Here is a 13,756-nt window from a genome sequence, read left to right as displayed (position 1 = left end):
CCCGCAAAAACAAGAAATAAATTTTGTAAATTATATCACTGTTCACTGCTAATGTCAAACGTTTCCTAAACCGGAAAACGGTGTTTCAGCCACTCCAGTATGGTTGTTTGTAGAAGCTCCTGATTATTTTCAGCGCTATGCTCAAGCTCCAGTTCTTTGAGTTCTTTGGGCCCTTGATAGCCGGCGTAAAAATCCCGGGAATGCCGGATGGGAGCAACCGCATCCTGCAGGCCATGCACCAGCAGCAGCGGCGCGGCTACCTTCGCCATGACCTGGCCGGGGTTATAATGATGCCTAACCAAATCTTCGACAAATTGCCGGTTAAGCTTAAAGCCTTTGCCATAAAAACGGCTGATTTGCTCCCCGTTTAACGCCTTTTGCCATAACTGGGGACCGAGTATGATTTCCCGGAAATTATCGATCGGGCTGGTAACCGGCGCAAATACCAGCCGCCCTGCAATCCGCCGCTGGTCATCCGGATAAGTCAATACAATCAGGCCGCCCAGGCTATGGCCATATAGCAATAACGGCTGACCGGCAAAACGCGGCTGAGCATTTACCCACTCCAGCACACTGTTTAAATCTTCCTGCCAGCCCGACACACTGGTATCGCTGGCAAAATCACCGTCGCTGTCGCCTGAGCCCAGATAGTCAAACCTGATAATGCCGTAACCGCCGGCTTCCAGCGCTTTCGCCAAATTGGCCGTCAGTTGGTTGTAGCCGACTTTATCGCCGGTAAACCCATGGCAGCAAACGATCAGCGGTGTTTGCTCATGAAATACGGCCGGTACATGCACCATTGCTGATAAGCGCTTATTACGACTGGGTATCCAAACATGGTCTTTCATTTTCTATCACGCCTTTCAGCAGCTTTAAATACTAGTATTGCACCAATCTTAAAACTGCAAGTTAATGACGAGGCGATTCTTCGTAAGACAAGGCGGAGGAATGAGGCATACCGAACGTATGCCGATTGACGACAACGAAGTATTACGGAAAATCGTCCGTTAGTAACTGCAGAATTCAGGGCTGGTGCAATACTACCTTCCCGTCAATAAACGTCATGACAACTTTGGTTTTATCAATATCGGTCGCCTTAACTGACAACACATCCTGATCCAGTACCGCCATATCGGCCAGTTTTCCAACTTCAATTGAACCGGTTTCAGACTCCATAAACATGGCGTAAGCCGCCTGAATGGTAAAACTTCTCAGCATTTGCTTTACGGTAGCCCGTTCCCGGGGATTGAGCAGATAACGTTCATCCTCCATACTGGTAATGTCCTCAACACCGTAATGCCTGCCATCATCCATATTCCGGGTAACGCCGATCTCAATCGCCCGCATTGGATTAGGGATATTGGTAACAGGATAGTCCGAAGAAGAAGTCACCGTCACCCCGCTCGCAAACAAACTGCCTAGCGGATATTCCGCCTTGGCCCGTTCGCCCAAAATCCGGTAATCAACACTTTCCCACCAGTGGGGCCCTTTAAAATGCCAATACGGCTGCACACTGGCAATCACCTGCAACTCTTTGAATCGCGGCACATCAGCCGGATCAACAAGCTGCAGATGGGTGATCGTGTTGCGGTAATCGCCGGCCGGGACATTTGCCCGGGTATCGGCCAGGGCATTTAAAACCTTCCTGGTTGAGGCATCCCCGGTGGAGTGAACATAAATTTGCAGATTCCGCCGGTTGGCCATAATAAAGGCCTGCCGAAGCTTGTCTTCAGGCCACAGAAACACACCGTAATAATTGTCCCCTTTCCCGGTCTCACGGGTATAGGGAGCCAATAGATGGCTTGTTCCGCCTTCGACCACCCCGTCGGTAAAAAATTTGGCTGTTGTGATCTGCAAATAAGGCGATTGGCAACGACTGCGCAGTTCGTCAAGAACGGCGAACTGCCCGGCTAAATCGCCTTCTGCGCGAATGGCGACCGCTGCCCGTATTCGAAGCGTCAGCTTACCGTCGTGATCCAATTGTTCTAACGCCTGCAGGACACTGGGCGCGAAATAGCCGGCAATACATAATAGCCCCGTAATGCCAAACCGGTGCATTTTAGCCTGAAATTCCAGCATTGCCGTTTGATATTGACTTAACGTATACTCCGGCAGGTCCACAAGCCGCATTGCGCTTTCTTTCAGCACTCCCCACAGCGCTCCGCTCGCCTGATCTTTTTCAATTACTCCGCCTTCCGGAGCCACTGTGGCTTCATTTATGCCGTTAACCGCCAAAGCCTCGGAGTTGACCCACAAACTATGACCGTCGTTTGCCCGCAGAATAATGGGAATATCGGCCCTGATTGCATCCAGATATTCTTTGCGCGGCCCTTTGCCTAATTCCTCGCCGCTAAAAGCGCCCCAGGACCAGCCCCGTCCATATACCGATTTGCTGTCAGGATATCGGTTCACAAACTCGGTTACGGCTTGCAAATAGCCTTCCAGGCTGCTGATATTGGACAATTGAACTTCATATAGTTCAGACAAGGATAGTCCCGGCGGATGCATATGGGTGTCAAGCAGGCCTGGAATGACCATCTTGCCCTGCAAATCCACCACCTTCGTGGACGGTCCTATATAACACAAAACTCCGGCGTTATCGCCGACAAATACAAACCGGCCGCCCCTTGCCGCTACGGCTTCACCAACCGTATCCCGATCATCGGCAGTATAAACCACGCCATGAATCAATACCAGATCAGCGAAACCATTTACGGGCATCTTTTCACCTACTTAACTCATTTTAAAGGCTGGGTTAGGAAAAGGAACCGCTAGATATAGCGGTGCACCCTGCGGGCCGAAATAATACCGGTGTTCATCCCCGCTTCGTGCAGTCCGCCGCTATAACGCCCATGCTCCATCTTAACGCATAAATCCATTACCGTCAGCAAACCGGCCTGTCTGGCGCGCTCCGCCGCCTCCTGGTTAACAATTTTCAGTTGCAGCCATACCGCTTTGGCCTGACAGGCAATGGCATCTTCCACAATGGGCAGGCAGTCGGCCGCCGGACGGAAGATATCCACCAAATCTACCGGCTCGGGAATACTGGCCAGATTAGGATAGCACCGCTCACCGAGAATCGTTTCAGCCCGGGGATTTACCGGTATTACCCGGTACCCGGCCGAGCGCAGGTAAGTCGCTACAAAATAACTGGCCTTTTGCCGTTCGGTAGACAAACCGACAATCGCAATTGTCCGGCTGTGATAAAGAATTTTTTGTATAACATCGGATTTTTGATAAAGCGCCTGCTGTTCACCAGTCAGCAAAGAATTCATTACGCTAGGGTTTGAAACGCCTGATCCAGATCCCATATTAGATCCTCCAAATTTTCTATTCCGACAGATAAGCGGATTAATTCCGGGCCAACGCCGCAATCCCGCAACTCCTCATCGGTAAGCTGTTGATGGGTGGTCGAGCCCGGATGGATAACCAGGCTGCGTACATCGCCAATGTTAGCCAGATGGCTGAATAACTTGAGGTGCTCAATAAACCGCTTGCCTGTCTGCCGGACATCCTCGCAGGCTTGCTTTTTCAAACCAAACGACAGTACGGCCCCGGCGCCTTTGGGCAGGTATTTTACGGCAAGCAGGTGCTGGGGATGGCTGGCAAGGCCTGCATAGGCCACCCAGGCCACTTGAGGGTGCTGTTCCAGAAACCGGGCAATTTGTAAAGCATTATCCACCTGGCGATCCAGCCTGAGTGATAAAGTCTCAACCCCCTGCAGCAGCAGGAAAGCATTCATGGGAGAAAGGCTGCCGCCAGTATCGCGCAGCGTTTCCACCCTGGCTTTCATTAAAAATCCGTAATGGCCGAACGTATCATAAAAACGCAAATTGTGGTATTGCGGCGAAGGATCGGCAATCGACGGAAAACCTGAGTAATCAAATTTGCCTGAATCCAGCACCACGCCGCCCAGGGAATTGCCGTGTCCGCCAATAAATTTAGTCGCCGAATAAACCGTGATGGCAGCGCCGAAATCCATCGGCCGGCATAAATAAGGCGTGGCTATCGTATTATCAATAATCAGCGGAATATGATGGTGCTCAGCCAAAGCAGCCACTGCTTCCAAATCAAGGATACTGCCCCGCGGATTACCAATAAGCTCACCGTACAGCGCTCTGGTTTTCGGCGTAATCGCCCGCTCCCAGGCTTTACTATCGGTAGGATCGACGTAAGTAACGGTAACGCCCAGCCGTTTAAGTGTATGGGTGATTTGCGTTATGCTGCCGCCATACAGGTGGGAGGAGGCCGCCAGTTCATCGCCCGGCTGTAGCAGCGTCATAAAGGCCGCCAACTGGGCCGCCATGCCGCTGGCCGTGGCAACCGCGCCGGTTGCGCCTTCCAATGCCGCCATCCGTTCTTCAAAAACCGCAACCGTCGGATTGCTGATCCGGGAATAAATATGCCCGTATTGTTTTAAATCAAATAATTCGGCGGCATGATCGGCGTCATAAAAAACATAGGACGAGGTTTGGTAGATAGGTACGGCTCTGGCGCCGTGCTGGGTATCCGGAATGTGACCGGCATGTACCATTTTTGTTTCAAAGCCAAAATTGCGCTCTGACTTCATCTGTTCAACTCCTTAATTACTCTAGTGCCCTGTCAGCCTGTTAGCAGCGGATAAAGCCGGCAATATTGGGATCGCTGTTCAAAAGCGCCAGGTCCTCCTCTGTTGGCAGCTGCGCTTTATCCCTGTCAATGTTTACCATGCACAAAAATCCCAGCGGCTGACCGGCAGTAGCCCGGAATTGATGCCACGTTGAGGAGGGAATCATAATAACATCGTTTTCACGGACTTGATGAATATCCCTGCCAACCAGGGCTTCCCCTTGACCGCGGGCAATCACCACATAATGCACGTGCCGGTGCTGCTCCAATGTCGAATGCCCACCGGACGCAATTTCAAAGTATCTGACCTGGCAGGGCAAATCGGTCTGTCCCTCCAACAAAACCTGCCTGGTAATATTTTTAAAGTTGTTGCCGGCTTCTTTATAGGCTAAAACCGGCACGTTTTCCCAGCGGTAATCTCCTGAATGGCGAATTAACATCTTGAAATCTCCTCCTGCATTTAAAAAGCCTGGATCCGCACTATTTCATTAATAGGACGAAACCAAGCCTCCAGTATGTCTGGTCAACTCTATACAAATCTATTGTATTAAGGGAAACAGGCCTTCGGTGAAACAGCACTGCATGAAATACAGTTTGAACTATGTATTGCCTATTACTGTTATTGTACTTCTGCGGCATATTCCTGTCAATATCTCAGTTAAAACTTGCTTCAATTCCTCTGCATCAGAATACCGGCTGCCTCCGGCTGTGCAAAAACCAGTCCTGCCCTGTTGAATTGCGTATCCAGCGTATCCCGGAAAAACATAAGTTTTTCGGGGCAGTTTACGTTTTTTCCACTTGTTTCCTGTCTTGTTTCGCGTATAATAATAGTATATTCAAAAATTTTAAGGAGCGTGAATAAATTGGATGAAGTTTTTCAATTTCTAACGGAAAATTCAACATTTTACCTTGCCACCATTGATGGCGCCAGTCCCAAAGTACGGCCTTTTGGATTTGTTATGAAATTTGATAATAAGCTGTGCTTCTGCACCAGCAATCAAAAAAATGTTTACAAGCAGCTCCAGGCCAATCCCCAGTTTGAAATTTCTACAACGGCGAAAAGCGGCGAGTGGCTGCGCCTGAAAGGCAAGGCTGTTTTTATTACCAGCAGGGAATCCAAACAGGCTGCCTTGACAGCCGCTCCATTTCTCAGTAAGCGATACAAAGTGGAGGACTCTATTTTTGAAATTTTTTACATTGCGGCTGCGGAAGCCACGTTCAGCACGCTCCAGGGCGATTCCCGGACAGTTAAACTTTAACCTTGCTTCAAAAAGATCAACTCCAATGCCCACTAGATTAACAGGAACGATACTTTCCGTATCATCAATAAACCCTCCGGCGAGCCGGAGGGTTTATTAATTTCCGTCCCTAGATGCTTAATTTTGCTGTCCTATTCCCCTGCCCGGCAATAAACGGAGCTTGCCGCTACTCATTTTTTAAGCAATTAACAGAAAATTTATGCTTGCATTTATTTTTACAAAAGAATATACTTAAACTCAAATGAACACATTCGAACATTTTGTCTGGTTTAAAATTGCCGCTGACCTCAACCGCCTGTATTTAAAATTTTAATGCAGTTAGAGCCAAAATGAATAGAAAACGGAGGAACTAACATTGTTTCAAGTGGAAAGGCAGGAAAAAATTGTTAGAATTCTCGAGGAAAAACCAAGGGTAACAGTGGAAGAATTGGCAAAACTCCTTAATGTAACCGCAATGACGATCCGCCGCGATCTCAAATACCTGGAAAGCGTCCAGGTAATCAGCCGTACTTTCGGAGGCGCTGTTCTGAAGTCAAAACTTACGCTCGAACTGCCGCGTCAGGAAAAAGCAATGCATAATCAGCAGGAAAAAGAACGCATTGCGCTTGCCGCCGCAGCGTTGGTCCGGGAAGGACAAACAGTCCTGCTGGACGCCGGAACTACGACCATGGAAATTGCCAAACAGCTGACCAGGCTAAAAAATTTAACGGTCATTACCAACGATGTGCTCATTGCCGCCCACCTGGTGGTTTCCAGTAATTTTGAAATCTATTGCACCGGTGACCGCGTGCAAAATCGTACCGGTTCCTGCATGGGGTCGCGGGCAATTCAGTTTTTGAAACAAATTTATGCTGATATTGCTTTTATTGGCGCCAGCTCCATCGACGCCGCACTCGGCGTCAGCGGTCCGACGTTTGAGAAAGCGGAACTAAAAAAAGAAATGATTTTGTCCGCCGAACAAGTCATCCTGGTGGCGGACAACAGCAAGTTCAATCGCAGAAGTATTAACAAGATCTGCAGTTTAAAGGACATTTCACTCATTATATGCGATAAGGGCTTAGATGCCCAGGTTGCCGACAGCTTGCGCGAAACAGATGTAAAACTGCAGCTTGTATAAAATAATACCTACAGCTTATGTCAATAATAAGGAGGAACTTTTTATGCCTAAAGTTTTAATTATCGGCGACGATATGACCGGCGTGAATGCCAGCGCTGTTTTATTGGCCCGGCAGGGATTAACCTGTGCAACCTTTTTTGATCTGGACACTTATGACGCCGGTGAAAACCAGCATCTTGACACAGTGGTCATTAGCACCGACAGCCGCAGCATTGATGCCGATACGGCCTACCGGAGGGTTGACCGGGCCATGAAAGCCGTTTATGACGACGGGGTCAAGCTTGTCAATAAACGTATGGACAGCACACTCAGAGGAAATATCGGCGCAGAACTAAAGGGAATACTGGATAACCTGCCGGCCGGCACACTGGCCCTGGTTGTTCCGGTCTTTCCGGCATCAGGCCGGGTCTGCATCGGCGGCTACTTGATGGTGCATCAGGTACCGCTGGAAAAAACCATTGTCGCCAAAGATCCCAAAAATCCCATCACTACCTCCAAGGTAGTCCCGCTGATTGCCGGACAAATGCAGGAACAGGTTGGCTTTATCGAATTAAGCACAGTACTGCAGGGCGAGCAGGCCATAGCCAAATCTATTATTGAGCAGCACAGCGCCGGTTGCCGGGTAATTGTTGTCGATGCCACTACCGACGACAATGTAAAAGATATCGCCAAAGCCGCAAAAGCGACGAAGCTTCGGCTGGTTGCCGTAGATCCGGGTCCTTTTACCGGAGCGATGGCTATGGAATTAATCGAAGCCCCGCCTACCGGCAAAGGGCAAAAAGTGCTGCTGACGGTGGGCAGTGTAAGTGACGCGACCAGGCGCCAAATGGAAGACATCCGCTTAAAATATTCGCATCATATCGTCAATGTGGATGTCTTGAAACTCATTGACGCCGGACAGCGTGATCAGGAAATCAGTCGAGTCGTTCAAACCCTGGCGGCCACTGCCGATCAATATGAGGTTTTAGGCGTTACAACAACCTGCTGGGAATGCGACGTGCTTGACTTAAGCAAGCTGGCCCGGGAGAGAAACACTACGGAAGACGCCGTCTCGCAACAAATTGCCCAGGGTCTCGCCGCCATTACCCGGAAGATGATCCAGGAGCTGGGACCTGTGATTGGCGGTTTATTCACCAGCGGCGGCGACGTCACAGTGGCGGTCTGCGCTGAATTGAAAGCGGTAAGCATTGAAATCAAAGATGAAGTTTTACCGCTGGCTGTATATGGCCGCATTCATCAGGGCGTTTTCCATAACCGCCCGATTATCACCAAAGGCGGCCTGATTGGCGACGATACTGCAATTAGCAAATGTGTAGACTATTTATTGATTAAATTATCAAATGAAAGCTACGCCAAGAAACTATAAATCCGAGGAGATGTTATCTATGAACAGACCTGTCATTGGACTTCCATTGGGCGATCCAGCCGGTGTAGGACCGGAAATCATTGTGAAATCTTTAAATATTGCCGAAATTTACGAGCTTTGCCGTCCTGTCGTCATTGGTGATGTTGCAGTATTGGAACAGGCCATGAAGTTTTGCGGCGTCAAACTCGCAGTCAATAAAATAGCCGCTCCGGCTGAGGGTAAATATACCTTCGGTTCCATTGATGTCATTGATCTGGCCAATGTTGACACGGCCCGGCTGCAGATCGGCAAAGTTCAGGCTATGGGCGGACAAGCCGCCTTTGATTATATCAAAAAAACCACCGAACTGGCGCTTGCCAAAGAAATTGATGCGATGGCCACCACGCCGATCAACAAAGAATCGCTGAAAGCTGCTAAGGTAAACTATATTGGGCATACTGAAATACTGGAGGATCTGACCCAGACCAAAAATCCCCTAACCATGTTTCAGGTCTTTGATTTACGGGTATTTTTTCTCACCCGCCACGTATCCCTGCGACGGGCTTGCGCTTTAATCACCGCCGACAGTATTTACGAATTTATTCAGCGTTGTGTCAAGGCGCTGGAAGTTTTAGGGGTGAAAAATCCCAAGCTGGCGGTTGCCGGCCTAAATCCCCATAGTGGTGAACACGGTCTGTTTGGCGACGAGGAAGTCCGCGAAATCGAACCTGCTATTGCCAAAGCCAAAGCTGACGGCATCAATGTCCTTGGCCCTGTACCGGCTGACTCGGTATTCCATTTTGCATTAAAAGGCAAATATGACGCAGTATTATCCTTATACCATGACCAGGGACATATCGCGACTAAAATGGTCGATTTCGAACGGACAATTTCCATTACGAATAATATGCCCTTCCTGCGCACCTCTGTCGATCACGGCACCGCCTTTGACATTGCCGGAACCGGTAAAGTAAGTGAAGTCAGCATGGTCGAAGCCATTAAGCTTGCGGCCCTATATGCGCCCAGCTTTAACCGGCAGTAAAATCATAGCTGCAATAAGTCCCGGCTTCCGGCACATTGCGCCGGAAGCCGGGACCAACCCATCCGGGAAACCGGTCACGCTCTGCCTAGGCAGCATGGTGCGGTAATCCGCCAAATGCATTGTATTTTTTTGACTCAGTGCCTGTTTATCATTTCCGGATAGGTTGCCCGATTGAAGCTTCCAGATAGATGAATCAATATCCTAAAATAAGCGGAAAGAGAGTGAAAAACTTATATGGATCAGTCTACAGCGATGCTTGCTGTGCTAGGATTAGCTATTGTAATGATTATCGTTTTGAGTATTAAATTTAAAATTCATGCTTTTATCTCCTTATTGGGCGCTTGCTTTTTAATTGCTTTCGCTACCGGGATGCCTTTGGAAACAATCGGCAAATCAATTGAAACCGGCATGGGCGGCACGCTCGGCTTTCTCGCGCCAATCTTAGCTTTAGGCGCCATTATCGGCAAAATGATGGAAATTTCCGGCGGCGCCGAGAAATTAGCGCGAACCTTAATCAACATCATTGGGAAAAACCGCGCCGCCTGGGCAATGATGATTGTTGCCTACATTTGCGGGATTCCGGTATTTTTGCAAGTCGGTATCGTTTTACTTACACCGATCTTATTCCATGTGGTCCAGGAATCAAAGCAGCCGCTGGTTAAAGTCGCTTTGTCCATGACCACCGCTTTGACTGTCGTACATTGCATTGTTCCTCCTCATCCGGCCGCTACTGCCATTACTTTGGCGCTAAATGCCGATATTGGCAAAGTTATTTTCTACGGCCTGCTGGTCGGCCTGCCGGCCACAGCGATTGCCGGTCCTATTTTCGGGCAGTTTATCTCTAAATCCAATAACTTTGAACCGCCTGAACAATACCGCAATGTTCAGCCAACGCCTGACGAAAAGCTGCCGGCTTTCGGTATTACCATTTTTACCATCCTGCTTCCGTTGCTGATGATGATTGGTAAAACCGTCATTGAATTAAATTCGGCTAAAGACGCTTCTTATCTGCCGTTCATTAATTTTCTGGGCAATCCAATTACCGCCCTGTTTATTGCCGCCATCTTATCCTATTATGTGATGGGCATTAAACGCGGCCATACCCTTGGCGATCTCGCCAAACGCACTGAAGCCGCGATGGGTCCGATGGCGACCATCATCCTGGTCATTGGCGCCGCCGGCGCTTTCAACCGGGTTATCCTGGATAGCGGCATCGGTGAAGTTCTCAAACAGGTTTTAACAACCATTCAGGTAAGCCCGCTGGTCATGGCCTGGGTAATTGCCATTATTATGCGCTTTGCCATCGGCAGCGCCACTGTTGCCATGATGACCTCCGCCGGTTTTATCATGCCTGTGCTTACCGCTTATCCCTCCTTGGATCCGGCGTTGGTAGCCATTGCCATTGGTTCGGGCGCAATCGGCGCATCTCACGTAACCGATCCTGGCTTCTGGTTTGTTAAAGAAGCTTTAGGAATTCCGATGAACAAGATGTTCTCTATCTACACTGCTTCAACCACCATCGCTGCGGTTGTCGGACTGATCGGGACACTTATTCTGGCCTCGGTACTGGGCTAAACAGTAAAATAAAACGGTTTGTTTTTATCAATGGCAGACCCTGTCATTTCAGGACCCAGCTTTTTAAAAAAGCTGGGTCCTGCTTTTTTGCCTTGTAAAAAGGTAGCAATAACAGGTTTTATTTCCCAGTGATCTTCATGTATTCATGAATACATGTTTATTAGCCGTCTAAACTACTGTCGGGAATTTATCAAGTTTTGTATAATAGTAGAGTATATAAAGGAGCGATGTATAATGACTCAGTTGGCCCAAACCAATGAATTAACACTGCGTGACCAATATACTTTCTTAGTCCGCAGTTATGAAAAATTCCAGGCGCAAAAGCTAAAACTAAATATGGCGCGCGGTATCCCCTGCCAAGAGCAGTTGGACCTGTCCAACGGACTCTTTGATTGTACCGGCCCCGGCGATTACAAAACAGGCAATGGCGTTGACTGCCGGAATTATGGCGGCATTGAAGGCATTCCCGAAGTCCGGGAGCTTTGCGCCGAGCTTTTGGAAACAGACCCGCAACAGGTGCTTGTCGGAGGAAATTCCAGCTTAAACCTGATGTTTGATCTCATCGCCCATGCCATGTTTTACCCTCTGCCCGGCGGCAGCCGCGCCTGGGGCAAACTGCCGGCGGTTAAATTTCTCTGCCCCAGCCCCGGTTATGACCGGCACTTTGCCATCTGTGAACATTTGGGAATTGAAATGATTCCCGTCAATTACCGGCAGGATGGTCCTGATATGGATCAAATTGAAGCTTTAGTCGCCGCTGACCCGGCAATTAAAGGCATCTGGTGCGTACCGAAATACAGCAATCCCCTGGGCATTACTTATAGCGATACGGTCATCCGGCGGTTAGCCGCCCTGCCGGCCAAAGCCGGTGATTTTCGCATCTTTTATGATAACGCTTATAATGTCCATCATCTCACCGCCACTCCGGCCAGGCTGTTAAACATTCTGGACGCCTGTAAGCAGGCTGGTCATCCTGATCGCGTTTTCGTTTTCGGTTCAACTTCCAAAATGACTTTTCCGGGGGCTGGTATTGCTATGCTTGCCAGCAGTGACGCCAACCTTAATTGGCTAAAGAAAAAAATCGGCATCCAGACCATCGGGCCTGATAAACTGAATCAGTTGCGCCAGGTTCGCTTCTTCCGGAACCGGGCCGGGATTGAGGCTCACATGCAAAAACATGCAGCAATCATCAAGCCTAAATTTGATTTGGTGCTGACCACTTTGACCGCTGAATTAGCCGGAAAAAGCCTGGCTTCCTGGAGCAATCCCCAGGGCGGTTATTTTATCAGTCTTGACACGCTGCCCGGCTGTGCAAAACAAGTCGTCGCCAAAGCGGCTGCTGCTGGCGTCGTACTGACCCCGGCCGGAGCTACTTTTCCTTACGGCCGGGACCCTGAAGATAAAAACATCCGGCTTTCGCCTACCTTCCCGTCTTTGCCGGAACTGAAAAAGGCCATGCAGTTGCTGACCCTGTGCATTCAGTTGGTCAGTATAGAGCAGGAATTGGCGTAACAACCAATCCCGCTTTTTCCTGACAAGACCCGCCGCTGTACATCAATAGCCAGCGGCGAAACAATTTTATTGTTTGTTCAACCGATTATACTCGGTCAGCCGGCAGGCTGATTATAAAAAGGGGTGTCTGAAATGCTTTTGCATTTAGGCGCCCCTTTAATATAAATAGACCATTGCCGCCCTATGATTTTTCGCCTGTTATCCAAACGCACGGTAGCCAGGCCCAGGCTTAAAACTAGCGTTTTGAAGGACTGAGCGAATCCCCGTACAGAAATTCATATAGCTTTTTGGCCGACTGAAAGGCTCTCCGCAAGAACCATTCAGGGGTTTCGGTATCACCATACTTAGAAAACTTGTTGGTTACCTCCAAGGCAACAGCGCCGCGATAAACCGACTTTTTCAGTTTGGCAACCACCGCTTTCCAGTCAACCGATCCTTCACCAGGCACTTTATGCAAGTCATGAACCCCGTCGTTATCATGGATATGCACAGCCATCAGCCTTGCCCCGTATTGCGTAAGCAAATCAGCTTCCCTGTTGTAACAGTACTCATGTCCTGAATCGTAACAAAAGCCTAACCTGTCAGACTGGATGTTGTCCAAAATAAAATGCAGATATTCCAGCCGGCGGAGGTTTTCCAGCGCAATATTAACATTTTTCCGCTCCGCTAATTCTACCAGCCGTTTTATTCTGTCCAACCCGGTCTGATTGGTCTTTTGGAGATGCTCGCCAGCCGAAAGATGCATCACCACTGTTGGAATTTCATGAACTGCACTTTCATTGATACAATTTGCCAGAACTTGCTCGAATTCATCCCCCTGCCGCCCATCTGTCCACAAACAATTAATTCCTTCAAAAGGCGCATGGATATTTTCAACACAAAGACCGTTTTCTCTTGCCAGCGCCGGCTGTACCGCTTTGTCGCCATCAACGGCTGCATGCTCGTCACTCCACCACAACAGTACTCCGTCAAATCCGGCGGCTTTTATCATTTTAAAACGTTTATCCATCGGTATTGGAAAACCAAACCAGGAAAAAATACTTACTTTTGCCATACCATTCCCTCTCCTTTGAAAGCTTATATCTCTACTCAACGACAGACAGCGCCTGCTTAACTGCACCCCATTTTCCCACTTCCTTCCGGATATAAAAAGGCTGTACTCCGCCTCTGGAATACAGCCTCTAGCAATTGACTAGTCAGTTTCACGTATCTGTTTAAATTGTATTCAATTTTACATCTTTTGTCAATCGATTATTTTCAGACTATTGAATAAATAATGTTTGGCCCCATATGCTTGC

The 13,756-nt window shown here is 48.8% G+C and carries 12 protein-coding genes; 6 read left to right on the top strand and 6 right to left on the bottom strand.

Annotated elements, in window-relative coordinates; translation table 11 throughout:
• Positions 1 to 65: 65 nt before the first annotated feature.
• From BLR06_RS09185 to BLR06_RS09165, 5 genes are all read right to left on the bottom strand, one after another.
• Entirely contained in the window at positions 66 to 848 is a 783-nt protein-coding gene (locus BLR06_RS09185) for an alpha/beta hydrolase (RefSeq protein WP_092071834.1), read from the bottom strand.
• Between the two features lie 175 nt (positions 849 to 1,023).
• Positions 1,024 to 2,721, bottom strand: coding sequence for an amidohydrolase (locus BLR06_RS09180; RefSeq protein WP_092071832.1), 1,698 nt, complete (start codon positions 2,719 to 2,721; stop codon positions 1,024 to 1,026).
• Between the two features lie 50 nt (positions 2,722 to 2,771).
• Positions 2,772 to 3,311 carry a CoA-binding protein gene (locus BLR06_RS09175; RefSeq protein WP_245698090.1) on the bottom strand — a complete coding sequence of 180 codons (540 nt, stop codon included), beginning with the start codon at positions 3,309 to 3,311 and terminating at the stop codon, positions 2,772 to 2,774.
• Positions 3,275 to 4,570: an O-acetylhomoserine aminocarboxypropyltransferase/cysteine synthase family protein gene (locus BLR06_RS09170; protein WP_092071826.1), complete on the bottom strand. Its 1,296-nt coding sequence runs from the start codon at positions 4,568 to 4,570 to the stop codon at positions 3,275 to 3,277. The genes BLR06_RS09175 and BLR06_RS09170 overlap by 37 nt, the downstream gene beginning before the upstream one ends.
• 40 nt (positions 4,571 to 4,610) lie before the next feature.
• On the bottom strand, positions 4,611 to 5,048 hold the full coding sequence (locus BLR06_RS09165; protein WP_092071823.1) for a cupin domain-containing protein: 438 nt from the start codon (positions 5,046 to 5,048) through the stop codon (positions 4,611 to 4,613).
• Between the two features lie 423 nt (positions 5,049 to 5,471).
• Here BLR06_RS09165 and BLR06_RS09160 point away from each other — a divergent pair, with 423 nt between their 5' ends.
• The 6 genes from BLR06_RS09160 (at position 5,472) to BLR06_RS09135 (ending at position 12,458) form a co-directional block, all read left to right on the top strand.
• A complete protein-coding gene (locus BLR06_RS09160; protein WP_092071821.1) occupies positions 5,472 to 5,867 on the top strand; it encodes a pyridoxamine 5'-phosphate oxidase family protein in 396 nt (131 codons plus the stop codon).
• A gap of 364 nt (positions 5,868 to 6,231) precedes the next feature.
• Complete coding sequence (locus tag BLR06_RS09155; RefSeq protein ID WP_245698098.1) at positions 6,232 to 6,984, top strand: DeoR/GlpR family DNA-binding transcription regulator; 753 nt, start codon at positions 6,232 to 6,234, stop codon at positions 6,982 to 6,984.
• A 43-nt stretch (positions 6,985 to 7,027) separates the two neighbouring features.
• Positions 7,028 to 8,350, top strand: a complete 1,323-nt coding sequence (locus tag BLR06_RS09150) for a four-carbon acid sugar kinase family protein (protein ID WP_092071742.1) — start codon at positions 7,028 to 7,030, stop codon at positions 8,348 to 8,350.
• Between the two features lie 19 nt (positions 8,351 to 8,369).
• Positions 8,370 to 9,371 carry a 4-hydroxythreonine-4-phosphate dehydrogenase PdxA gene (pdxA, locus tag BLR06_RS09145; RefSeq protein ID WP_092071739.1) on the top strand — a complete coding sequence of 334 codons (1,002 nt, stop codon included), beginning with the start codon at positions 8,370 to 8,372 and terminating at the stop codon, positions 9,369 to 9,371.
• A 234-nt stretch (positions 9,372 to 9,605) separates the two neighbouring features.
• Positions 9,606 to 10,946: a GntT/GntP/DsdX family permease gene (locus BLR06_RS09140; RefSeq protein ID WP_092071736.1), complete on the top strand. Its 1,341-nt coding sequence runs from the start codon at positions 9,606 to 9,608 to the stop codon at positions 10,944 to 10,946.
• A 234-nt stretch (positions 10,947 to 11,180) separates the two neighbouring features.
• On the top strand, positions 11,181 to 12,458 hold the full coding sequence (locus tag BLR06_RS09135; RefSeq protein ID WP_092071733.1) for an aspartate aminotransferase type Ic: 1,278 nt from the start codon (positions 11,181 to 11,183) through the stop codon (positions 12,456 to 12,458).
• A gap of 235 nt (positions 12,459 to 12,693) precedes the next feature.
• Here the strand turns inward: BLR06_RS09135 and BLR06_RS09130 are convergent, their stop codons facing one another.
• Complete coding sequence (locus BLR06_RS09130; RefSeq protein ID WP_092071730.1) at positions 12,694 to 13,512, bottom strand: sugar phosphate isomerase/epimerase family protein; 819 nt, start codon at positions 13,510 to 13,512, stop codon at positions 12,694 to 12,696.
• Between the last annotated feature and the right edge of the window lie 244 nt (positions 13,513 to 13,756).

It is taken from the genome of Dendrosporobacter quercicolus (genome assembly GCF_900104455.1).
GTDB lineage: Bacteria > Bacillota > Negativicutes > DSM-1736 > Dendrosporobacteraceae > Dendrosporobacter > Dendrosporobacter quercicolus.
Note: the sequence above shows the minus strand (reverse complement) of the source record. Positions and strands in the feature narration are given on the sequence as shown.